Source organism: Micromonospora sp. NPDC048871 (assembly GCF_043198155.1).
Lineage (GTDB): Bacteria > Actinomycetota > Actinomycetes > Mycobacteriales > Micromonosporaceae > Micromonospora.
In genome coordinates this window covers 292357-314641 of the sequence record NZ_JBICUM010000005.1, presented here as the reverse complement: position 1 = coordinate 314641, position 22285 = coordinate 292357, and the positions used below count along the sequence as shown (strand labels likewise).

Genomic DNA, 22285 nt, shown 5'->3' with positions numbered 1-22285 from the left:
GTACCGTCGAGGTCGTGCCTGACTCCTTGTGTGGTCGCCGGGTGGGCGTGGCCCTCGTCGTTGTCGCCGCACTCGCCGGTTGTGACGCGCAGACCCCGGTCGCCGCCCCCTCGGCCCCGGCGCAGACCTCGGCCACCGTCCCGAGCGCCACCCCCTCGCCTGCCGGCCCCTCCTACTCGGCCGCCGAGTTGGACCTGTGTGCGCGCACCGACCTGGCGCCGCTGGAGGACCTGGCGTTGACGGTTACCCGGACCGACCCGAAGCCACCGCCGGGACGGCCCGGGGCAGCCTGTCTGTTCGAGATGCGCACCAGGTCAGGCCATGAGGCGAACCTGCTGGTGGAGGCCTCGACTCCAGCCACCGCCGAGGAGGCCCGGCTGCTCTACCTGGGCACCCGGGAGGCTACCGGGATGACCCCGGCGGGCCCGGTGGCCCAGGTGGGTGAGGAGGCGGAGGCCTTCACCAAACGCTCCACCCCGGGCTTCCGGTACGCCGAGTACATGGTGCATTCCCGCACCGGCAACCTGGTGGTGAAGGTGTGGCTGGCCGTCGGCGGCGAGTCCTACCTTCCGACGGAGACCCTGGCCTCGGCCTCCCGGGTGATCCTCACCGCTACCCGGTCCGCCGTGCCGAGGATCTGATCAGCCCCGCACGGCCTGCGGCCACTGCCCGCCGGGCAGCTTCGAGTGGTCACCCACCTGGGTGGCGATGTCCCGCACGTTGCCCAGCGCGTCGACGAACCGCTGCCCGATGGTGAGCAGGGTGTTCAGGCCCGCGGTGACGAGGTCACCGATCGACTTGGCGAGGGTGGAGATGGCCCAGGGCAGATCGATCACCGTGCTCGCCTCCGCCACGGCCTGCACGAGCTTGCCGGTGAGCCCGGTGACTATCTTGGCCAGTTCGACCGCGTAGTCGACATTGGCCTTGGCGATGTCGAACAGCCACTGGCTGATGAACTCCGCCTTGACCACGGTCTCGTCGACCGCCGCCTTCTGCTTGATCGCCTTGGAGTTGTAGGCGCTGGCCGCGTCCCCGGTCCACTTGGCCAGGTTCTGGTTGTCCGGCTCGGTGGTGACGAAGGACAGGTTCGACACCGGAGACTTCACATCGGTGACCCAGCGGAAGCTGATGTTGATCAGTGAAAGCACCGGCAGTTGGTGCTCCAGGGCGTGATCGACCCGATCGAGAACGTTGTTCAGGCCGCCCCGGACGTCGTCCAGATTGTTTTTGATCCACCACAGCGCGGCCGGCCCGAGCAGCCACTTCCAGCTGTTCACCTTGTCCACCAGCTGGTTGAAGCTCTCGATCGCGGTGTCGATGCCGGTACGGATCTGGTCGAAGGCCTTGTTGAACGGCTCGCCGTACTCAAGCTGACTGGTCGTTGGCTGCACCCTGTCGTCCTTCGCGCTCAGTGGGTGTAGATCTGGTTGAGGTCCAGAGAGATGACCGCGTCGGCGTCGTCGTACTCGTCGGCGATGCGCCGAAGGGCGTCACCGATCTGCTCGAACTCGGTCACCGCCCCGCCGAGGACACCGACCAGGAAGCGGTGGAAGTCCCGGTAGGCCGCGGAGTGCAGGACGACGTTCGCGTCCCCGATGAAGAAGGCCGAGGCGTCCAGGTGCAGCTGGTCCGCCGCCAACTTGATCAACTGCGCCCGGTCGGACAACCTGAGCCACTTGCCGCCTTCGTCGCGCACGGCCTCGGTGATGACGGAGACTTCCTGCATGTCGAAACCTCAGGGTCGATTCTGGGAGCGGACCAGAGCGTACGTCCGGAACAGGGCATGCGCCTCGTACCGCAGGGCGGCGGCATCCAGCTGAGCGATCCGGCGGACGTCACCGACAATCGAGACGACACCCCCGTCGCGCATCCGCAGGGTCAGCACCCCGGACGGGCTGGCGACCTCCTGTTCGGACACCATCTGCGGCGGGCGAGCCAACCCTTCGAGCTCGATGTCGAGGTCGTGCAGGGTCTGCCAGGTCTGCCGCAGCCACTGCTCGTCGTCGGGTCCGACCTCGCTGGTGCTGGCGGCCTCGCCGGTGTTGTTCGGCTGCGGCCGGGCGGCCTCGTTGGAGTCTGCTCGCAGCTGCCGCAGGGCGACGGTCTCGACGGCCGCCTGCACCGCGGTCGTGTACGCCGTGAAGAGGGCCTCCGGGGCACCGCTGACCCCGACCCGGCTGCGCCAGTCGCGGGTCACGGTCACGTCCTCGACCTGACCGGCGGAGTCCACGACCACGGTGATGGCACCCGTGGGGTCCTGACCGGAGTGGGTGCTGGGCCGCCGATCGCTCTCCGCCCGACGCAGGGCCAGGGTGACCTGTTCCCGCAGTTCCTCGTCGCTGCCGAGGGAGTCCAGGGTGGCCAGGGACAGGCGTATGTGCCGTCTGTCTTCGCCCATTTCTCCCACCCCGTAGCGTCGACGAAACACATCGATACCGTCTTCGAACGCGAAGCAGGGTCACCGTACCGCAGAAGGGTGACGGCTTCGATCCCCTGGCCCCGCTGGGCGACGCCCTGGTCAACGCCATGTACGACCCTCCCCTGCGCCGCGCGATGCGGGTCGACCCCCCGGCCTGGCTGATCCGGGCCGGGCTGCACCTGGCGCTGAAGACCCGCGCCCGGCTGCTGCGCTGGTTCGGCAGGCCCCGGGCCACACCGTTGTTCGCCGACGGCATCCAGACCAGGACCTACCCCGAGGGGTACGACATCAGCCGACTCGGCCCACCGGAGCCCGCCGCACCCCCGCCGCCCGCGGACTGAGTCACCTCCCAGCCGGCGGACCGCAGGTGGCCTGCACCGTTCAGCGCCGGACGGTCAGGGCGGACCTCCACTCCTCGGCCGGGGTCAGGGGGACGGGTGCGGGGCGTTCGGCCGTCGTGGTCAGCTCGATCCGTCGGCCCTCTTCGGCCGAGCGGAGCAGGGCGGTCATGATGTCGAGTACGTGCAAAGCCAGTTCACCGCTCGCCCGGGGCGGACGGGTGTCGTCGGCCCGGACCAGGTCGATCAGGCCGACCCCCCGGGCGGCGGCCACGTAGCCGGCCCGCGGTTCCAGGGCCCGCCACTCGGGGTCGTCGAGGGCCCGGCGGCGGACCGTGCCGTCGAAGTGGTTCGGATCGGGTACGGCCAGGGTGCCGGCCTCCCCGTGCACCTCGATCGGGGCGGCCGTCGTTCCGACACCGTCGAAGCTGGTCGTCAGGGTGGTCAGGGCACCGTCCGCGTGTTCCAGCACCCCGGTCACATGGGTCGGCACCTCGACCGGGATCCGCTGCCCCTGGCGGGGACCGGAGCCGATGATCCGGACATCCCGCAGCCGACTGGCTGCCCCGATCACCGCCCGGACCGGCCCTAGCAGGTGGACCAGCGCCGAGAGGTAGTACGGCCCCATGTCCAGCAGCGGGCCCCCGCCGGGGGCGTAGTAGAAGTCGGGTTCGGGGTGCCAGCGCTCATGCCCGGGGGTGACCATGACCGCCGATGCCGCCATCGGGCGGCCGATCAGCCCACCCTCGATGGCCGCGCGGGCGGTCTGGGTACCGATGCCCAGCACGGTGTCCGGGGCACACCCGACCCTCACCCCGGCCGCAGCCGCCCGGTCGATGATCGACCGGCCCTGCGGAAAGGTGGCCGTCAGGGGCTTCTCGCCGTAGACGTTCCGGCCGGCCTCGATAGCGGCGCCCGAGATCTCGGCGTGCGCCGCCGGGATGGTCAGGTTGAGCACGGTGGTCACCTCGGGGTGGCGCAGCAACCCCTCGACACTCACCGCCTCGGCACCGGGGATCGCGGCGGCGGCCGCGGCGGCCCGGGCCGGGTCCAGGTCGGCCACCGCGACGATCCGCACGGCGGGATGCCCGGCGAGGGTCTCCAGGTACGCGCGGGAGATGAACCCCAGACCTACGATGCCGACGCCGTGCGGGTCGCCCACACCATTCCCCTCTCGATGACGGTACGCACGCTCGCGTGCTCCAGCACGTCGAGGCTGTGTCCCGGGGTGGTCACGACGATCCGCCCGGCGCCCCAGTGTCGGGTCCAGATCGCCGGCGAGGTGACCGGCCGGTGCCACGGCTGCCATTCCCGACTGGGGTGGGTGGTGGTGGCCAGCACCTCGATCAGGTCGTCGTGCAGCACCCAGTACTGCTCGGTGACCAGTTCGAAGTCCTCGATCCCGGCGGTGATCGGATGCTCGGCACCCAGGGGGGTGATGGTGATCGAATGGGGGAGGAAGTTGTCCTGCTCGGTGCCGCAGCGGTCCTGCGGCCGGACCCCGGGGTGGGTGGCGAACTGGCCGCCCACCAGGTGCAGGTACTCCGCGTTGGCCCGGAAGGAGTCGACGATGCCGCCGTGCCAGCCGGTGAAACCCGTACCGGCGGCGACCGCGGCGGACAGCCCGGCCACCTGCTCCGCGGTGATCTGCGACATCGTCATGCACTGCACTATCAGGTCGGTGTCGGCCAGTTCGGCGGCGTCAGAATAGATCTCCGTCGACTCCTCCACCCGGACCGTGTATCCATTGCCTTCCAGGAAGGGAATGAACAGCTCCGTAGCCTCGACCGGCCGGTGTCCCTCCCACCCACCTCGGACCACCAGGGCTCTGCGCCGCGCCACTGACCCTCCTTTCCGGTTCGTCGCTGGGGGGGGTCACTGCTCCCACCCGACCGACGTCCGCATCATCCATCGACAACCGTACCCGTCTTGCGGTCTCCACAGTGGCGCAGCCGAGGCACCCTGCGGGACCGGACGGATACCCCGTTTGTCGTGGAGTCGACTCAGGTGGACGCCCCAGTCCGACATACGACGGTAAGGAAGCCGAATTCGCTTCGGGGTATGGCTACACTCTGTCCGGCCCTCGGCTCAAGCCGATCGGCCGCCCGCGATCCGGTAGGGACGAGGAGACGAACTGTGACCGGTCCAGAAGCGGCTCCGCCGGGGGTCGACATGAACGCTCCGAGCATCGCCCGGGTCTACGACTTCTTCCTCGGCGGCAAGGACAACTTCGCCGTGGACCGCGCGGTCGCCGAACACGCGGTCCGGATAACCCCGGACGGCCCGCAGGCCGCGCAGGCCAACCGCGCCTTCCTGCGGCGGGTGGTGCGCTTCCTCACCGCCGAGCAGGGGGTCAACCAGTTCCTGGATCTCGGCTCGGGCCTGCCCACCCAGGGCAATGTGCACCAGGTGGCGATGCAGCACGACCCCCAGGCACGGGTGGTCTATGTCGACAACGACCCGATCGTGCTGGCCCACGGGCGGGCCCTGCTGGCCGGCGACGGCGCCACCACGGTCGTCCAGGCCGACATCCGCTCGCCGGAGGCCATCCTGCAACACCCGCAGGTGCGGCAGGTGCTGGACTTCGACCGCCCGATCGGGTTGCTGCTCTTCGCGATCCTGCATCACCTCAGTGACGACGAGGACCCCAAGGGGGTGGCGGCGAAGCTGATCGAGGCCCTGCCCTCCGGCAGCTACGTGGCGATCTCCCACTTCCGTGATCCCGGTGAGCGGCACCCGGAGGCCTCCCGCAAGGCCCACGAGGTGGAACGGGTCTTCAACGAGTCCCTCGGCACCGGCCGGTGGCGTACCGATGAGGAGATCCTCTCCTTCGTCGAAGGCCTGGAGGTGCTGGAGCCGGGGCTGGTGCCGCTGCCCGAGTGGCGGCCGGAGCCGGACGAGACCACCGCGGACCAGAGCGACACCTACCACACCTTCATCGCGCTGGTCGCCCGCAAGCCGTGACGCCCACCCGGCGGCGGCCGATCTCCCTACGGGTGGATCGGCCGCCGCCGGCGCGTCAGGTCGACCTGGCCGGGCACCGGTCGGAGCGGGCGCCGAGCCCGCCCGCTCCGACTCCCTGGCGCAGGACTACCGCTTGCGTACGGTCAACTTCTGGTGGTTGCCGGCGTGACCCTGGTAGGTGGGGTTGCCGGAGTAGGCGACATGCACCTGGTACTGGCCGGGTTGCAGATCGGCGGTCGGCAGGTCGACGACCACCTTGCCCTCCACCAGCGACACGACCTGCACGGCTCCCCCGAAGGTGACCGTGACCTCCCCGGTCGGGGTGGCGGCCTGCTTCTTCGGCCCGCCGGCCGGCTCGACGGTCACCTTCAGCTCGAAGGTGCCGCCACGGGCGACCGACGCCGGGGCGGCCTTCGCCTTGACCTTGACGGCCTTGGATCCGGCGGGCACCTGAACTGAGGCCGTACCTTCCGAGGCCTTCAGGTAGTCGTGGCCGAGGTACTCGGCCTTGACCGTCCGGGTGCCCGCGGGCAGGCCGGTCGGCAGGGTGACCGTGGCCGCGCCGTCGTCCAGGTAGGCGACCGTCGACCAGGAGCCCAGGCTGAAGCGCACCTGACCGCCGGTCTGGAACCCGTCAGCCGCGGTGACCGTGGCGGTGGCCGTGGTGGTCTGGGCCCCGCTGGCGTACGCCTCGACGGTCACCTCCGTGGTGGTCGTGACATCGCTGTTCGGGATTCCCCGGATGTCGTTCCACTCCCGCAGGGTCAGCGGGATCACCGTGCCGTGCCGGGGACGGACGACCCCGGCGTTGGTCATCGTGATCGCCTTGGGGTTCCAGGTAGGTGCCTCGATGTCCTCGTGGCAGGCGGCCTGGTAGCCACCTCCGTTGGTGTACCGGTCACCCCACAGGTAGAACTGGCCGGGGCAGGCGGTGTCACCCGGGTTGGCCTTGAAGATGATCGGCCCCTCGTAGCCCTGGTTGGCGACCCAGGTGGTACGCCCCAGAGCCGGGGCGAGCAGGGTCCAGTTGTCGATGTCGCTGTCCAGGAAGTCGGTGTGCTTCTCGGAGAAGATGTCCGAGCCCTGGTTGCCGGCCTCGTTCTTGGTCACCCGGTAGTAGTGGTCGCCGACCTTGATGGCGGTCGTGTCGATCCGGGACAGGGGGGCCGGGTCCTGCCAGACCTGGGGTGGTGAGAAGGTCTGGAAGTCACGGGTGGTGGCGTACCACATCTGGGCGTTGCCCTGACCGGTCCGGTTAACCGGGTCGTCCCACAGGGACTGGGCCCAGAACACGACGTAGGCGCCGATCTCCTCCACCCACAGGGATTCGGGGGCGAAGGCGTTGCCGGCGTCGTCCGGGGCGACCTTCACATGCCGCTGCGGGGTCCAGTTGACCAGGTCGTGCGACTCGAACACCTCGATGTACTGGGTGTCGTTGATGTTGTACCCGCCCTGGTCGTACCAGTTCAGGTCGGTGGCGATCATGTAGAAGGTGTCGCCGTCGGGTGAGCGGACGATGTGCGGGTCTCGAAGGCCCTGGTCTCCCAACTGGGAGATCAGGGACGGGCGACCTCCGGTCAGACCGGTCCAGTCCAGGGCGGTGTTGCCGTTGGAGGTGGCGAACATGATCTGCTCGCCGTCGGCGATGCCCTCACCCTTGAAGTACCCCAGGAAGTACCGCTCGTACTCCTCGGAGCGGGGCATGGCGGTGATGGTCACCGGGAAGGACTTCGTCTTAGAGGCCCCGCCCTTGGTGATGGTCGCGGTCAGGGTGGCCTCGACATCGGCACGGCCGAAGACCGGGCGGGTCACCTCACCGGTCGGGGTGACCAGGTCGGTGGTCGACTTCCAGGTGATGGTGGAGCCGAACTCGCCGTCGGCCGGCAGGTGCAGGTTTCCGCGTACGTCGTCGGTGGCGTACAGGGTCAGGTCGAAGGTGTCCCGGTCGACCGCCTGGGCGTCGTCGAACTCCGCCTTGACCACCACGGGGATCTCCCGGGTGACCACCTCATCGGCGCCCTTGCGCAGGGTGGCCGTGAGGGTGGCGGTCGCGTCGGGCTGGCCCTGGGCGGGTCGGGTGATCCGGCCGGTCACCGCAACCTTGCGGGCACTGGGCACGGCCGGCGGGGTGTAGACCTCCACGACGGAGGGGTCCGAACTGGTCCAGGTGATGGCCGAGCCCGCCACCGAACCCACCTTGGGCAGCACGATGTCCCGTACGATCGCGCTGGTCAGGCCGAGGTCGATGGCCTCGGCGTCCGCGCGGACCCCGATGGCGACGGTCCGTTGCGCCAGGGCCCGGGTCTCCTCGACACTGACGGCCCGGTCGTAGATCCGGAAGTCCCGGAGGGTGCCGCGGAAGGAGTAGTGGCCCGAGTTCTGCGAGCGGGCTAGGAAGTTGCAGGTGGTGCCGGCGGCGTTCACCGAGGGCGGGGTGCTCAGGTTGGGCGCCGTGGCGTGCAGCACCCCGTCGAGGTACAGCCGGCCGGTCCAGCTCGTGCCGTTCGGGTTCAGCGACTGGGTGTAGGTGACGTGGGTCCACGCCCCCTCGGTCATCCGGACCCGGTTCTGTTGCAGGTTCGTGGAACCGACGGCCACCCGGAACCGCTGGGTGTTCGAGGCGAAGATGGCCCCCTGGCCCCCGGTGTCGGCGTCACAGGAGCCGGACTTGGCGCCGAAGCTCCACATCTGGTGCTCGCCGACGTTCGCCGGGTCGATCCACACGTCATAGTCGACCGTCAGGTTGGTCATGCCGGCGGTGAGATTGTCCGGCAGCTTCACGTAGGCACCTTCGAGAGCGCCTTCGTACGACTCGGGGTTGAACCTGACCCCGTCGCCGGTCAGTGTCGCCTTCTGCGGATTGACCAGGGTGGCGTTCGCCGCCGAGCCCGCGCTACCGGAGTTGACCAGTGTCGTTCCGCTGGTCTCGTCGAGGGCGAAGCGGTGCACCAGGCCCTCGTTGAGCTGATCGTCGGCGGCGTGGGATGGCGTCGGTGCCAACGACGCCGCGGCAAGCGCACCCAGTGCGATGATGGCGATGGCTCTACCTCTTCCTGACCTTCGCTGACCCGATCTCAATGGTCCTCCCAGGGTGGTGGTGGTGGTGGGACTCTCTGAAGTGGACGAGAGCGTTGTTAACGCTAACTTCGGCTTACTCGCAGGTCAACGCCACGTCAGGACCTACCGGGGCGCCTTCAGTTGGTCGGGTCATCCAGCGGTGCCCCGCCGGTGCCGTCGAGGTGCGGCGAGGGCGGACATCGTCGTGAGTCGGGTTGTCGACTGTCCGCTCAGTCCTCGAGGCCGGTCCCACTCGCGGTACTGTCCGTCTGCTGCTGTGGTCGGTGCGGCGCAGCCGTCCGCCGCCCCTGCGCCACTGAGCGACACCGCCAACGACCACGGAGGAGGCCGCCGTCGACGAGGAGGCGCTCGCCGCGTGGCGCAAGGCCGCGGCGCATGTCGACCGGCATGAACTCGCTGCGGCGCAACGGGTGTTGCGCCCATGGGTGGACCGCGAGGATCTCCGCCCCGGGGTCCGGGCTCGACTCCTGCTGGACTGGTACTGGCTGTCGGCCGCCCGTGGCCGGCGGGCGGAAGCCGCCGCCGGCTACCAGACGGTGATCGAGCTGGCTGCCGCCGAGGACCTGGGGGAGCTGCGGTCCGAGGCCTTGCTGGAGGCGGGCATCCTGGCCCGCAACGACGGGCGGCTCGACGACGCCGAGCAGCTGCTGGTGCGGGCCGGTGAGGTAGCGGTCCAGCAGGAGGACTGGCTGCGGGCCGGACAGGTCCTGGCACAGCGCGCCGCCGTCGCCCACCAGGGCTACCAGTTCCTGCCCGCCCGGGAACGGCTGGCCGAACTCGCCGAGGTGCTGCAGCGGTGTCCACCCTCGGACCGCACCGACCAGCTCCGGGCCGACCTCTGTCATCGGGTGGCCGTGTCGGCCCGGATCGCCCGGGACTTCGACCTGGCCCGGGAGTCCCTGGCCGAGGCCCGGGACCGGTACGCCGCCCTGGGCCGCCGGGTCGGGGCGGCAAACGCCGAACGCGAGCTGGGCGCGGTACTGGACCAGGTGGGTGACACCACGGGCGCCCGCCAGGCGTACGAGCGGGCGTTCGTCCAGTACCTGCGGGCCGGCCGGCCCCTGGGCGCGGCGCACGCCGCTCGTCGGCTGGGGCAGATGCGGCTGCTCGACGTGCCGGAGGACCCCGACGCGGCCGGCTACGCCCGCCGCCGGTTCGAGCAGGCGCTCCGGCTCGGCGACGGGGAGCCGGGCAACCGCCTGGGCTGCGAGTTCTTCCTGGCCCGGCTGGACCGGTTGACCGGCGACCTCGACGCGGCCGAGGCCCGGCTGGCGGCGCTGCCCTACGACGACTTCCCTAATCCCCGGGACCTGTCTCAGGTCGCCCTGGAGTGGGCCATGGTGTCCCTCGACCGTGGTGACCGGGCATCGGCCATCGAACTGCTCAACCAGGCGGTGCTGCCGCTGGATGCCGACCGGGACCCGAGTGCGGCCTCGATCGCGCACTACTACCTCGCGTACCAGCTCATCCTCGACGACCAGGTGGAGGCCGCCCGGGACCACGCGGTCATCGCGTTCACCCTGGCCGAGAAGGCCGGCCGTCGGCTGGCCGCCCCGGACGACCGGGAGAACTTCTACCAGGATCAGCGGCAGACCTACATCCTGGCCATGCACTGCGCCGCCCGTGCCGGCGACGGCCGGACGGCCTTCGCGGTGGCGACCGCGGCCCGCGCCGAGGCGGTGTCCGCCTTCGTGCAGACCGGCGCCCGCCTCAGCGAGGACCTGCGGGAACTCGTCGACGCCATCGTGCTGGCCGGGGACTCCCCCGAGCTGCCCGAGCTGTACCGGCGGCTGGATCGGGCGGCCACCGCGGAGCTTCGGCGGGCGGTCACCCCACAACCGGCCGGCCTGGCGGAGACCGTGGCCGCGCTGCCGCCCGGCGGACACGCCCTCATCCTCGACGTGCTGGAGGACGAGACCACCATCTGCAACCGGGTCTGGTTGCCACCCGACGGCACCCCCCGGGTGGACGAGGTACGCCTCAGCGACGAGCTGCGGGCCTGGCTGGACCGCTACCACGCGGCCGAGCCCGGCACGGCCGCCGTCGCCCAGGAGGCCGAGCTGGCCGCGCTGGGAGAGGCGATCATCCCGCCCGGATTGGCGCAGGTGCTAGCCGCGGGCGGGCAACCACCGCTGGTCGTGTCGACCGGTGGGCTCCTGGGCCCGGTGCCGGTGGCCGCGGTCCGGGTCGGCTCGCGCTACCTGGCGGAACTGGCCCGCATCGTCGTGGTTCCGGCCATCACCCTGTGGACCTCCCTGCGGGCCCGGCCCACCCGGACCGGCGTGAGTTTCCGCGCCTACCTGGACCCGGATCTGCCCGGCACCCAGCGGGAAGAGACCCTGCTGAAGGAGGCCTTCCCGCAGGCGCAACTCCTGTGCCGCAGAGACGTCCGTCCGACCCTGGCCGAGGCGGACGGCCTGGGCGGGATGCTGCTCAGCGTGCACGGCACCGCCACCAGCGGCCTCGGCCAGGCGCTGCTGCTGGCACCGGACGACCCGCTGACGGCGGCGGAGTTGCTCACCTGTCGACTGCCGGAGGCGGTGCTGATGCCGGCCTGCTGGGCCGCCCGGCTCGATCTGCGCGGGGCGCAGGAACCCTTCGGCCTGCCCATCGCGGCGCTGCTGGCCGGTGCCCGGTGGGTGCTGGCCGGCACGGTGGAGGTCTCCGGAACGAGGACGGCCACCCTGCTGGGCGCGGTCTACCGGCGGCTGGCGGCCGGACTGGCCCCGGTGGACGCCCTGCGTGGGGCGCAACTGGACTACCTTCGCCGCTACCCCAACGCACCGGTGGCGCTGTGGGCGGGCCTGACCATCGTCGGTGACGGCTTCACCCCGGCGACCTTAGAGGCGGCGGAGCCGCTCGATGCGGGGCCCGGATGCTCGGGCTCCTAGGATGCGCGTGCTCGCTCACCGTGCTCAGTCCTCGACTCCCAATGGGGCGGCTGTGCCCGGGGGTCAAAAGTCCTGGAACCGCTCCGGGTTCAGCCAATCCGTGCCCTCGGTCTGGACGGCGTAGCCGAGACGTCGCAGCAGTTGGGCCACCTGGTGATGGCCCCGGCTGCTGGTGCCGTCCAGGTGAACGGAGTACCGGCCGTGGAGTTCCGCCGGTAGGTCCGCCTGGCCGAGCCGCACCAGGATCGTGCGGTCGGGCTGCAACGCGAGGGCCATGCCGGCGAGCACGTCCGGCGACCCGCCCGGACCGGGGGTGAACAGCACCAGGGCGGCGGTGTCGTCGGCGAAGGCCTGCCGGAGCACGGTGCTGCGTTCGGGGGCTAGGCTGCCGGTCCGCTCGACCAGATCGCCGCACTCCAGCGGACGCAAGCCGAGAGCGCCGAGAAACTCGAAGACCTTGCCGGCGGTTTCGGTGTCGCCGTGGATGACCAGCAGGTCCCGTTTCGGCTCCTCCCCCGGTGTCTGCGGTAGTTCCGGGGGAGTCCGCCGCGCCGGGGGTGGCACCGAGCCGCCGAGCCACAACCAGGCCGGTTTGTCGTACGACTTGACCCGTACCCGTTGTGGGATGAAGTGAGCGGCGTTCAGGCCGGGATGACCCTCACCGACGACATCGGCGTGCAGACGGTCCGAGATCAGGGCCAACAGGTCCGCGTCGGGATGGTCCGTGACGGCCTGACGCAGGACCTCGCTGTCGAGCAGCCGACCGGTCTCGATGATGGTGGCGCCGATGAACCCGACGGCCCCGGACGAGAAGGGCCCGACGGCCGCCGACAGACGCAGCCGGATCCGATCCTCCGGATGCGCGGCGTTGTCGGCCGCCACCCGCCCGTGCCAGCCGTAGAGCAGCTTCGGCAAGGCCAGATGGGGCTGGACGTACGCGGGAAGCACGACCATCATCCCGTCACCGGCGTCCTGATGATCCGTGTCGTGCAGGTCCAGATCGAGGTCCTTCAGGACCCGCTCCACGATCCCGGCCAACCGCCGCTGCACCTCGTCCTGTCGTGGCCAGCTGCGGCCGGAGTACGAGACCACGTCGACCCCGAAACTCATCCGCTGTTGCACCGTGGCCGGCGGCGTGGGCCGTGCGGTCGCGGGCGGTGCTGTCGCGGGTGGTTCGGGTGCGGGTGGTTCGACGACGGCCGAGCGGACGGGTGCCGACCTGGTCACGGGTGGCAGCAGTTGCCGGGTCCGCTGCGCCCGTACCCGGATCTGCTCCAGGAAGTAGCCGTCGTCGGCCAGCCACTGCGCCAACGCCGGCGCCAAGGCCCGATCAGTGGGTAGTGGCTCCGGCAGGGCCGTGGTCATGTTCGCGCGGGCGATGTCGACACTGCGCTGCATGCTGTTCAGGGCCTGCAGGGCGCCGATCACCGCGGCCTCGTCGGCGGCCAGTCCGTCCGCCTCGTCGCCGAGGGAGCCGCCGCCGGCCAGCAGTTCGGTGATCCGGTCCAGCCGGGCGGCGGTGCGGTCCCGGAGCCGGGTCAGTTGGCTGCCGTCCCCCCGGACCCGGGCCGCGTACCGCAGCTTGGCGGCATGCATCAGATAGCGGCCCAGCGGCGGCAGGAGCACGTCCCCGGAGCTCCAGGTGAACCGGCTGAGCCGGTCGTCCTCGTCGGGCCGGCCGAGCACGACCAGCCGTCGCAGCGGGTGGCCGCCGCCCGGGGTCACCTCCCAGAGGGTGAAGTGGTCGAGGGTCGTCTCCCTGGTCCACCACCGCTCACCGTCGTCGTCCTGCTCCGGCACCGCCGCACGGACCTCGGCCTGCGCCGGGTCGGCCGACTTGGCCTGGTAGATGGTGGCGCCGCCGAGCAGGGCGCTGAGACCGCCTGCGGTCAGCGCGGACCACCACCGGCTGTATTCGATCCACCCGGGCGCGACGGCGGCGCCGAGCCGATTCCGCCGCACCGGTGGGGCCAACGGGGTGGCCATCACCAGCGAGATGTTCAGCACGTCGTGCTCTCGACGCGCGATCACCTGGAAGTCGACGGCCGGGTCCTGAAGCCCGGCCAGGGCCCCCTCCGGCAGATCCGTGTCGACCGGCAGGTCCGCGGGCAGCGAGGTGCCCTCGATCGTACGGGTCATGCCCAGTTCGGTGCGGCAGGCTTGCCACAGCAGCGCCACCTGGTGCCGTGCCAGCTCGGCATCCGGCCCGGTGAGTGGCGCGAACAGGTGCGCGACGAGTTCCTGCTCAACGATCGGGTCGGTCACCACGGCCGGCTTCCGTTCGCGACCCGTCCTGCTGCTTGCCGCTCTGGCGGTCCTGTTCCGCGGTCAGCGAGTGCACGAGGGTGTTGCGGCGTTCGAGCAGCGGCTCCGGGATGCCTCTCGTCTCGGTCTGTCCGATCCGATTCGCCCGTACCGGTCCGCTCAGCTCCAGCTCGATCAGGACCTCACGCGCCTGGTCGACCTCACCGGTGTCCAGGGTCGCGCTCAGCCGACTGAGCAGGGATCCGATGTGTTCCCACCGCTCGGGTATCAGCTCCCACAGGACGATGTCCTGCAACAAGTACAGCGCGTCACCGACGGTTTCGGCGTCCCAACGCTCGCGGGGTCCCATGGCCATTCACCATAGCCACTTCGCGTGCTGCGCGCGTGACCCGATCCGCTGACATCTTCGCGTCTCATGATCGGAATCTGGCAGCACCCGGCATGGGATACATGCCGGGTTGCGAGGGATGCCTTATCGCTGCTTTCCACCACGCGGCTTCCTACCACGGGTACCGCGCCAGGTCGCGAACAGCGAGGTTCCAACAGCAGTGACCGCGGCGAGCGCGGCCGGCCCGGCAGCGAGATAGATGGCGCCGCAGGCGAGCAGGATGACGACAAGTGCGAACAGTTCAATCAGCTTGGTGTTCATACGAGTACTACAGCCGGTTTCCCAGCCGTTTCCTGCATCCGGCGAACGGTCCCGGCGGGACTCGAAATCGGCTCACGTACTCATCGTTCGGCGTCTTTCGCCTACCTTCGACCTCGTACAATGGGGACGCTGTCGAAGAATCTCGGAGGGCTGCCGATGGCACGGGACGAGCCCGCCGAAGAGTCGAGCGGTCAGACATACGAAGGGGAGCTTGCCCGCTTCGCCGCCGACCTCACGGCGCTGCGCATCGAGCAGGGCAAGCCGTCGCTGCGGGAGATTGCCCGCCACGCCCCCGCCGGTCGGGCCCTGTCGGAATCGGGTGTGAGCGAGGCGCTGAGCGGTCGGCGGTTGCCCAGCATCGATTTTCTGATAGCGCTGGTCAAGACGCTGCTGACGCTGGGCAATCCCCAACGCCGGCCCCCGGCCGACGACGATCCGCGTCTCGAGCACTGGCGGCAGCGCTGGACCGCGCTCCAGCGGCTCCAGGTGAACGAGCGGCGCCACCGTCTGACGACCAGCGCGACGGCGGTCGAGGAGCGCCCTCCCGTACGACGGGGCACCACGGCGGGGGCACCCGGGAAGCCCTTGCGCTGCTTCGTGGCGATGCCTGGTGAGACCATGGGTGCTTCGGCGGCGTGGAGCGATGTCACCGAGATCCGCGAACAACTGCTGGAGCCGGTTGCCCGGCTCATCGGTGAACAGACCGGCCGCGAGGTCACCCTCGTCATCGAGAAGGAGAAGACGACCTCCGGGGTCATCCATCGGTCGATGTTCGGCGAGGCACGCGATGCGGAGATCTACATCGCCGACCTGACCGGCGCGAATCCCAATGTGTATCTGGAGCTGGGGGTCCGCTGGGCGACCCGCGACAACGTGACGATCGTCATCTGTCAGGATCTTGCCGAGGTCCGGTTCAATCCCCTCATCGTGCGGATCATCGAGTACGGCAGGAATCGCATCGCCGAATCCGTACGCCGGATCACTCAGGCCGCCCTCGACGGCCTTGAGCACACGGAGTTCGTCGACAGTCCCGTGCGCGACATGGCGCCGGCGGTCGTGATGTCACTCGAGGACCTGAACGCGATGCGGCAGGAGCATGCCGACATGGCCGCCGCGCTGGAACATCTGCGCCGGCAGTTGGGGGAAGATCTCGTTCTCGCGGCCCGCAACGCCTCCGATTCCCGGCGTAGGGTGCTGCTGCTGGAGAAGGCTGTCGAACAGAATCCGGCGAGCTGGCAGGCCCATTTCGAGCTGGGCTTGATCTTCCGCCGGGAAGGGAAGAACGCGGAGGCGGTCCAGACCCTGCGGATCGCCACCGAACTGCGTCCGGACCATGCCCCGGCCTGGCGCGAGCTGGGCACCGCTCTCGGCAAGATGTCCGGCTCGATGATCGAGGCGACAGCGGCGTTCGAGCGGGCGCTGGCCCTCGACGACAGCGATGCCGAGACCTGGGCCACCCAGGGCGGCCTGCTCCGCCGTCTGGCGCGGACCACCACACCGGGCGCCCTGGACGAATCCCTGCTCGACCGGGCTCTCACCTGTTACCGGCGCGCCGCTGAGCTGGCACCGAATCAGCTGTACCCCCTCATGAATGCGGCTCGTATCGAGCTGCTGCTGGCCGGATGCCGACGGACGAACACCGCGCCCGTGCGTGCCAAGATCGAAAATATCGAGTACCTGGCCCGCTTCGCTGTGAACAGCAGTGGCCAGGAGCCATGGGCAGCGTTCGACCTCGCAGACATCCTGCTGCTGACCGGCCGTACGGAGGAAGGGCTGAAGATGCTGCGCGTCGCGGCCGACCTCTGTCCCCCGGAGCAGCGCACCGCCATCCTCATAACGGCAGCCGAGCCGATGAACGACCTGTTGACGGTCGCTGCCGCCCTTGAGCCCGGGGTCTCGGCCGCCCTCCGAGAGGCGATCGAACTCTGCAAGACCCTTGCGTTCCGGCACTGAGTCACCCCGCTGCCGGCGCGGCGGCGACAACCCGGCCGCCACCGGCACGGGTGCGACGGACCGACCCGGCCGCCGGCCTCGATTTCGAAAGAAGACCTGATGACTGATGTGTTCGACCTCGCCGCCCTGGTGACCGCCCGGCTGGACGCCGTCAACGGCCGCAGCCGCGAGGAGATCGGCCTGCGCATCCTCAAGGTCACCGAAGAAGCCGGCGAGGTCGCCTCGGCGTGGATCGGCACCATCGGCCAGAACCCCCGCAAAGGCATCACCCACACCACCGACGAGGTGGCCGCCGAACTGGCCGACGTGGTGCTCACCGCCCTGGTCGCCATCACCAGCCTCGGCCACGACCCACGCCAGATCGTCACCACCTGCATCGACAAGGCCACCGCTCGCCTCGACACCTACCGGACGCAACCGCCCGAGTGAGTACCCTCCGCGCTACCGGTACCGGACCGGCACTGTTCTTCGCGGCGGTCCCGGATCCGGAGGTGGGCAAGAACCGGCTGCACATATGCCTTGAGCCCTCGGGGCGAGGATGAGGTCGGACGCATCCTCGCGCTCGACGCGACCACGGTGCACGACCGCCGCAAGCCCGACGGCCGCGGCTGGGCCGTGCTGGCCGACCCGGACGGCAACGAGTTCCGTGTGCTGCGCAGGCGCCGCGGAGCGTGCCGCCGGCCAGAACGACCAGCAGGCAGCTCCAGATCCTGCCTGAGCTCGCCACCCAGGATTGACGGCATCAGCGGGATAGCGGGCGGGGTCCCGCGCGTCTGTGGTGGGGAATGAGGCGTACCGGACGGAGCACAGCTGTTGGACGACGAGGCTAGAGCCAGGTTCGGCGAGTTCGCGCAGAACCGGACCGCCGCCCTGATCAGGGCGGCCTACCTGCTCACCGGCGACCAGCATGCCGCCGAGGATCTGGTGCAGTCGGCGTTGGCCAAGACGTACGCAAAATGGCCGACGATCCGGCACGAGGATCCCGAGGGGTACGTGCGCGCGGTGATGTACCGCGAGCGGGTCAGCTGGTGGCGACGCCGGGGACGGCTACGGGAGACGCTGGTCGGCTCGCCGGTCGAGCGGGAACAACCGGACGACAGCGGTCATGCCGACCTGCGGTTGACCATGCGGGCAGCCCTGCTGCGCCTTCCCGTGGCGCAACGCGCGGTGCTGGTCCTGCGGTACTACGAGGACCTGCCCGAGCAACAGGTGGCCGAGGTGCTCGGCTGCTCGGTCGGGACGGTCCGCAGCCGGACCCACCGGGCAGTCGGTCGGCTGCGTGAGGTACTGCCCGGTACCGAACTCATGCTGGAGCTGAAGCGATGAACACCTCGTTCGACGACCTCATCCGATCCACCCTTACCGATCTTGCTGAGGAGGCAGTCCCGATGAATCTGACAGATTCCGCCGTCGCTCGGGCGCGTAGGCGTCGTACCCTCACCGTCTCGGTGGGGGTGGCGGGCGCCGTCGCCACCCTCATGGTCGGCACGCCGCTGGCCCTGGCGGTGACCCGGGACGGCCCGCCGCCGTCCGTACCCGCCGACCGATCGCCGGCGGACCTCCCCAGCCCAGTCCCGATCAGCCCGGACCCGTCCCCGCCGGCCGGCTTCCCCAGCCCGGTCCCGTCCCCGCCAGTGGACCTGCCCAGCCCGGTCCCGGTCAGTCCTCACCCCTCTCCGCCGCCGGGCCTGGCCAGCCCGGTCCCGATCAGCCCTTTCCCCTTCCCGTCAACGAATCCGCCGGGTCCCGGCACGGGTTCCTGACTCCGTCTGGGAGCTACGCGGATGGGGTCCAGGTCTGATAGGGCCAGGAGCCATTGGTGACGGCCCGGTGCACCATGCCCGGTGCCTGGGCGGTGACCTCGCGGACGAGCCTTGCGGCAAGCCCGAGCATCTCTTCCGGGCGCTGCGGCATGGCCATCAGCAGCGGCCCCACGATGGCCAGGTGTTCGACGGCGATCTGCCAGTTCTGCCGCTCGATTGCCAGACGGGCGATGAGCAGCAGCGTGTTCGCGTACTCCCAGACCGCGTGCTGGTCGCCTGACCTGGCCAGTTCACGGCGGATGGCGCAGGCGCGTTCGGCCAAGGGTGTCGCGCTCGCGGGCTCTCGGCGTTCGAGGAGCGCGGCGGCGAGGTTGTGCAGGGCCACGCCGAGCAGTCGGCGCAGCCGTGGGTTGTCCGCGTCCGCGCAGCGGTCGACGACCTCGGACCACAGCATGACGGCGTCCTGAGGGCGTCCGGCGGCATCCGCGACCGTGGCAGCGTCGATCATGTGGGTGATCGCGTCGATCAGGGTGTCCTGTGCCGGCAGGCTCTCGTGTCGTCGGACGGCGACGACTACGGACAGCCAGGCGAGGTCCCAGGCGTCGTCGCTGTGACCGATCTGGTGTCGGAGCATCGCGCGCTGGTAGAGGGCTGCGGCCCAGAGACGTCGGGCGTCACTGCGGGTCGGCTCCGATGTCGTCCCGTCGTACAGGCTCAACTCGTCGGCGAGTTCGGCCAGGACGCGGTCGGCTTCGGCTGGTCGTTCCTCATAGGACAGCGAGATTCCGTGGTCGAGTCTGGCGGCGTAGTCGGTGATCGCCGACAGGTCGGCGGGCGGATGGTTGCCGGTTGCGGGGTGGGTCACCCGCGACTCCGCTGCCAGCCGGGCCGCGAATCCGCCGGCGATGATGTCGGTAGGTGGGGGTTGGGCCAGCAGATCCAGGTAGGAGCCGCGCAGCCGCCATGCGCCGGGGCCGGGGATCACCAGCATTTCCGGTACGGCTTGGGGCAGCTGCGCCAGCGACGCCTCAATCTGCGTGAGTCGCTTCTGCGCTCCCGAGCCCTGAAACATCTGAACCAGGGAGTACTGCTCGGTCAGTGCCACCCGCATCAGGTCCGGCCGCCCCAGGGTGTCGGCTACCCGCGCGAAGATTTCGAGGGCGTCCATCAGGTCGATCAGGGCGGCCGCGTCCCCGGTGTCGCGGGCCAGGCCACGCTGGAGGTCGACCAGCTCGGCGGCCAACGGTCCCAGGACGCCAGGGTCCGCCTCACCTCGCATGGTGACCAGCCCGGTCAGTGCCGCAGTCCGGGCACGGCGCGCGTCGAGGCTGTCGGTGGGCCGGGGGTCGACCAGCCGCCATACTCCTTCGATGATGTCGCGCCCGCGATCGGCCAGCCCGGTGGCGGCCAGGATCTGACCCGCCTGCACGGTACGGATCACGGCGTCGGCATAGTGCTCCGGATCGGCGAGCAGATCACCGGCGAGGGCTAGGAGTTCCTCGGCCTGCTCCCGAAGTTCGGCGACGTCACCGCCGTCGGCGAGCCGTTCCAGCGAGAGGTTGAGAGTCGCGCGGCCGAGGGCGTGCAGCAGACGCCCCGGATCGCCGAGACGACGGGCTGCGGCAACGGCCCGCTCGACGGCCGTACGGGTGTCCGGGCCGAGACCGACTCGCGCGGTCATCTCGTCGGCGGCGGTGAGCAGACGATCGACCTCGGCGGGGGTACTCATCACGGTCGGAATCTGCACTCGTGCGCCAGTGAGGTAGCACCTAGTGGGGGCATGTCGCACTTCTACCAGGAGCATGCGACAAGATGAACAAGACCGATGCGGTCTCGCGGATGCCATGAAGTTCCGCGAATACGTCGCCATAGCCATATTCGGCGCGAAGGCAGACTGATCCGGTCCTTGCAGGGCACCGGGAGTGGAGCGCGGCAGTGGCATGATGCCCGTCATGGACTGGGGACCTGCCAAGCGGCGACGACTCAGAGGCCTCACCCTGGTTTCGCTGTCCATAGCGATCATGCTCTATGCGGTCGGGCTACTGCTGAAGGCGTTTGCCAGCGGCGATGATGACGAGGTGGCACGCCTGCCGGGTACGCCAACATAGTCGCGCTCGTACTGGCTCCGCCTGATGGGAGAGGGCCGGGAGTTCGTGTGGTGGAAACTCCACTCGGCGGTGTCGGTGCTTGAACCAGGGCGCCTGTTGGCCATTTCAGGAGGACTGTTCGGAGGCTGGATCGGCTCGATGGTGACGCTGCCGCCTGATGCGGGGTGGCGCAGGATCATCGTGGTGGCTGCGTTCGCCTTCGTCGGTCTGGCCGGAGCCGGTGGTGTCAGCGCCGTGCTGTTGGCGGCTCTGTACCGCTGGCTCAGCGCTCCGGCGCCCGTCGAACGGACGGCCAGTCCGATTTCGGTCCTACGGCAGGACCGGTTCGCAGCGCTGCTGGCGTTGCCGCCGCACCTGTTGGTGGGCGGGATAGCGGGAATGTACCTCGATGTCGATCTGAGTCAGATACAGATGGAACAGGCGGTGAACGTCGTCGCCGTCGTGATCGGTATTGCCGTCGGAGCCGCGGCATGGATCGGCTACACCCTGACTTCCACCGCGTGGGGCTGGTTCTGCCTGATTCATGTGCGGCTGGCATTGACCGGGGCGCTGCCCTGGCGGCTGATGCGCTTCCTTGCCAACGCTCATCGGCGGAGAGTGCTGCGCCAGACCGGGCCGGTGTACGAGTTTCGGCACAGCAGGCTCCAGGACTTTCTTCGTACGCACAATGATTGAGACTTGCCGGGCGGACGTCTCGCGATCGGCTGTCGGGGGGCGGCGGTAGCGTCATGCCGTGATCGACCATGGGTTTGTGTGCCAGGGCTGCGGACAGCGCCATGACGGGCTGGCCTTCTCCTACGGCGCGTCGGCACCGGTGTACTGGCGTGACGAGTACGACGGCGACGAGCGCAGCGTCCTGGAAGACGAGATCTGCGTCATCGACGCGCAGCACTACTTCGTCCGGGCACGGCTGGTCATTCCCGTCGTCGACGCCGACCAGGACTTCGACTGGGGTGTGTGGGTGTCGCTGAGCAGGGACAACTTTGGTCGCACCATGGACTTGTGGACGACGCCAGGCCGAGAGCAGGAGCCGGCGTACTTCGGCTGGTTGTCCACCGAACTTCCGGTCTACCCGGTGCAGACGCTGAATCTCAAGACTGAGGTGCACACCGAGCCGGTCGGCACCCGGCCGCATGTGGTGCTCGAACCGACTGATCATCCGCTGGCCGTGGAACAGCGCACCGGCATCACGGTGGCCCGGGTGCAGGAGATAGCCGAGTTGCTGCTGCATCAGTGACGCATTCGCCGTTGACGCGCGGGGGTCAGGCATGGATCGGATGGTGTGCGGCGCCCCCGGCGTCAGTAATGAGCGAGGATCTGGGTGACAGGGTGACCGAGAAGTGCGGCGACCTCGGCGAGCTCCTCGGCGTTGAGTTCGTACTGGGCACGAGTCGGGTTCATGGCGCTCACCTCGAATCGGGCGAACCCGACCGGCCAGTCGTAGCGTAGCGAGTCCGGGGAGACGTGCGCGCCGCAGCAGGGCACAGAGACCTTCGTGCCGGCGAGCCCTTCACCGTGCTCCTCGATCAGGTCGTGGAACCATTCCACGTCGAGGTCGCCGTCGCAGTTCGCGCAGGAGATCCGGGTGGTGTTCCCACCGGCGTCGATCAGGGTCACCTGGTCGTAGAACTCGTACTGGACTTCCTCGACGTCGTCCTCGGGGCCGGAGAAGAGCCGAGCCACGTACGCTGTCGCTGCCGCGGCGCACTCGGGCGTGGGCTGCCACTGCCGGTCGGTCGGGATCAAACGGATGTACCCGTCGCTCACGGTCCCCAGCATGCCCGACAGGGGTCACGCTTGATCAATCATTGCTCCGGCGGTCCGCTGGGCTGCTGAGCCGACGCGGCATGCGTCAAA

22 protein-coding genes and 1 pseudogene are annotated in these 22285 nt (G+C 69.7%); 12 read left to right on the top strand and 11 right to left on the bottom strand.

The annotated features are described in order from the left end of the window. Window positions 1-14 precede the first annotated feature (14 nt). Window positions 15-641 (top strand): hypothetical protein, encoded by a 627-nt coding sequence (locus ACGFIK_RS14960; protein ID WP_327026455.1) that lies wholly within the window; start codon window positions 15-17, stop codon window positions 639-641. Here ACGFIK_RS14960 and ACGFIK_RS14955 read toward each other — a convergent pair whose 3' ends face one another. From ACGFIK_RS14955 to ACGFIK_RS14945, 3 genes are read right to left on the bottom strand one after another with little or no spacing between them, the layout of a single operon-like run. Next, complete coding sequence (locus ACGFIK_RS14955; protein ID WP_327026456.1) at window positions 642-1391, bottom strand: hypothetical protein; 750 nt, start codon at window positions 1389-1391, stop codon at window positions 642-644. A 17-nt stretch (window positions 1392-1408) separates the two neighbouring features. Beyond that, the gene (locus ACGFIK_RS14950) at window positions 1409-1726 is read right to left on the bottom strand and encodes a hypothetical protein (RefSeq protein WP_327026457.1); all 318 of its coding nucleotides are present in this window, start codon (window positions 1724-1726) and stop codon (window positions 1409-1411) included. 9 nt (window positions 1727-1735) lie between these two features. Continuing rightward, entirely contained in the window at window positions 1736-2398 is a 663-nt protein-coding gene (locus ACGFIK_RS14945) for a hypothetical protein (RefSeq protein ID WP_393339718.1), read from the bottom strand. 95 nt (window positions 2399-2493) lie between these two features. Here ACGFIK_RS14945 and ACGFIK_RS14940 point away from each other — a divergent pair. Further along, window positions 2494-2760 (top strand): annotated as a pseudogene (locus tag ACGFIK_RS14940) (DUF2236 domain-containing protein); the annotation flags it as partial. Between the two features lie 40 nt (window positions 2761-2800). Here the strand turns inward: ACGFIK_RS14940 and ACGFIK_RS14935 are convergent. Together ACGFIK_RS14935 and ACGFIK_RS14930 are read right to left on the bottom strand one after the other, a co-directional pair. Next, entirely contained in the window at window positions 2801-3919 is a 1119-nt protein-coding gene (locus ACGFIK_RS14935) for a Gfo/Idh/MocA family protein (protein ID WP_393339715.1), read from the bottom strand. Next, the gene (locus ACGFIK_RS14930; RefSeq protein WP_393339712.1) at window positions 3889-4599 is read right to left on the bottom strand and encodes a ThuA domain-containing protein; all 711 of its coding nucleotides are present in this window, start codon (window positions 4597-4599) and stop codon (window positions 3889-3891) included. Before ACGFIK_RS14930 ends, ACGFIK_RS14935 begins: the two co-directional genes overlap by 31 nt. A 294-nt stretch (window positions 4600-4893) precedes the next feature. On the opposite strand from ACGFIK_RS14930, the gene ACGFIK_RS14925 reads away from it, so the two are divergent. Then, window positions 4894-5721, top strand: coding sequence for an SAM-dependent methyltransferase (locus tag ACGFIK_RS14925; RefSeq protein ID WP_327026461.1), 828 nt, complete (start codon window positions 4894-4896; stop codon window positions 5719-5721). Window positions 5722-5847: 126 nt separating this feature from the next. Here ACGFIK_RS14925 and ACGFIK_RS14920 read toward each other — a convergent pair whose 3' ends face one another. Continuing rightward, complete coding sequence (locus ACGFIK_RS14920; RefSeq protein WP_393339708.1) at window positions 5848-8721, bottom strand: immunoglobulin-like domain-containing protein; 2874 nt, start codon at window positions 8719-8721, stop codon at window positions 5848-5850. A 503-nt stretch (window positions 8722-9224) separates the two neighbouring features. On the opposite strand from ACGFIK_RS14920, the gene ACGFIK_RS14915 reads away from it, so the two are divergent. After that, window positions 9225-11690 (top strand): CHAT domain-containing protein, encoded by a 2466-nt coding sequence (locus tag ACGFIK_RS14915; protein ID WP_393339706.1) that lies wholly within the window; start codon window positions 9225-9227, stop codon window positions 11688-11690. Between the two features lie 63 nt (window positions 11691-11753). Here ACGFIK_RS14915 and ACGFIK_RS14910 read toward each other — a convergent pair whose 3' ends face one another. From ACGFIK_RS14910 to ACGFIK_RS14900, 3 genes are all read right to left on the bottom strand, one after another. After that, the gene (locus tag ACGFIK_RS14910) at window positions 11754-13958 is read right to left on the bottom strand and encodes a CATRA conflict system CASPASE/TPR repeat-associated protein (protein WP_327026464.1); all 2205 of its coding nucleotides are present in this window, start codon (window positions 13956-13958) and stop codon (window positions 11754-11756) included. Further along, window positions 13936-14304: a CATRA system-associated protein gene (locus ACGFIK_RS14905; protein WP_327026465.1), complete on the bottom strand. Its 369-nt coding sequence runs from the start codon at window positions 14302-14304 to the stop codon at window positions 13936-13938. Before ACGFIK_RS14905 ends, ACGFIK_RS14910 begins: the two co-directional genes overlap by 23 nt. Window positions 14305-14427: 123 nt before the next feature. Further along, window positions 14428-14604, bottom strand: a complete 177-nt coding sequence (locus ACGFIK_RS14900; RefSeq protein WP_327026466.1) for a hypothetical protein — start codon at window positions 14602-14604, stop codon at window positions 14428-14430. A gap of 156 nt (window positions 14605-14760) precedes the next feature. On the opposite strand from ACGFIK_RS14900, the gene ACGFIK_RS14895 reads away from it, so the two are divergent. The 5 genes from ACGFIK_RS14895 to ACGFIK_RS14875 all read left to right on the top strand — a co-directional run bounded on the left by ACGFIK_RS14895 (window position 14761) and on the right by ACGFIK_RS14875 (window position 18320). Beyond that, the gene (locus ACGFIK_RS14895) at window positions 14761-16557 is read left to right on the top strand and encodes a tetratricopeptide repeat-containing protein (protein ID WP_327026467.1); all 1797 of its coding nucleotides are present in this window, start codon (window positions 14761-14763) and stop codon (window positions 16555-16557) included. A gap of 99 nt (window positions 16558-16656) precedes the next feature. Then, window positions 16657-16986 (top strand): MazG-like family protein, encoded by a 330-nt coding sequence (locus ACGFIK_RS14890; RefSeq protein ID WP_327026468.1) that lies wholly within the window; start codon window positions 16657-16659, stop codon window positions 16984-16986. Window positions 16987-17133: 147 nt separating this feature from the next. Continuing rightward, window positions 17134-17346: a hypothetical protein gene (locus tag ACGFIK_RS14885; RefSeq protein WP_327027152.1), complete on the top strand. Its 213-nt coding sequence runs from the start codon at window positions 17134-17136 to the stop codon at window positions 17344-17346. A 24-nt stretch (window positions 17347-17370) separates the two neighbouring features. Then, complete coding sequence (locus ACGFIK_RS14880) at window positions 17371-17883, top strand: SigE family RNA polymerase sigma factor (RefSeq protein ID WP_327026469.1); 513 nt, start codon at window positions 17371-17373, stop codon at window positions 17881-17883. Between the two features lie 62 nt (window positions 17884-17945). After that, on the top strand, window positions 17946-18320 hold the full coding sequence (locus tag ACGFIK_RS14875; RefSeq protein WP_327026470.1) for a hypothetical protein: 375 nt from the start codon (window positions 17946-17948) through the stop codon (window positions 18318-18320). 13 nt (window positions 18321-18333) lie between these two features. Here ACGFIK_RS14875 and ACGFIK_RS14870 read toward each other — a convergent pair whose 3' ends face one another. Further along, complete coding sequence (locus tag ACGFIK_RS14870) at window positions 18334-20052, bottom strand: hypothetical protein (RefSeq protein ID WP_327026471.1); 1719 nt, start codon at window positions 20050-20052, stop codon at window positions 18334-18336. Between the two features lie 220 nt (window positions 20053-20272). Between ACGFIK_RS14870 and ACGFIK_RS14865 the strand changes: the two genes are divergently transcribed. Genes ACGFIK_RS14865 through ACGFIK_RS14855 form a run of 3 tightly spaced genes read left to right on the top strand, consistent with a single transcriptional unit; the run spans window position 20273 to window position 21665 of the window. Then, complete coding sequence (locus ACGFIK_RS14865; RefSeq protein ID WP_327026472.1) at window positions 20273-20428, top strand: hypothetical protein; 156 nt, start codon at window positions 20273-20275, stop codon at window positions 20426-20428. A gap of 24 nt (window positions 20429-20452) precedes the next feature. Continuing rightward, window positions 20453-21103 carry a hypothetical protein gene (locus tag ACGFIK_RS14860; protein WP_327026473.1) on the top strand — a complete coding sequence of 217 codons (651 nt, stop codon included), beginning with the start codon at window positions 20453-20455 and terminating at the stop codon, window positions 21101-21103. Window positions 21104-21161: 58 nt separating this feature from the next. Further along, window positions 21162-21665, top strand: coding sequence for a DUF2199 domain-containing protein (locus tag ACGFIK_RS14855; RefSeq protein WP_327026474.1), 504 nt, complete (start codon window positions 21162-21164; stop codon window positions 21663-21665). A 62-nt stretch (window positions 21666-21727) separates the two neighbouring features. Here ACGFIK_RS14855 and ACGFIK_RS14850 read toward each other — a convergent pair whose 3' ends face one another. Further along, complete coding sequence (locus tag ACGFIK_RS14850) at window positions 21728-22195, bottom strand: hypothetical protein (RefSeq protein ID WP_327026475.1); 468 nt, start codon at window positions 22193-22195, stop codon at window positions 21728-21730. Window positions 22196-22285: the final 90 nt, after the last annotated feature.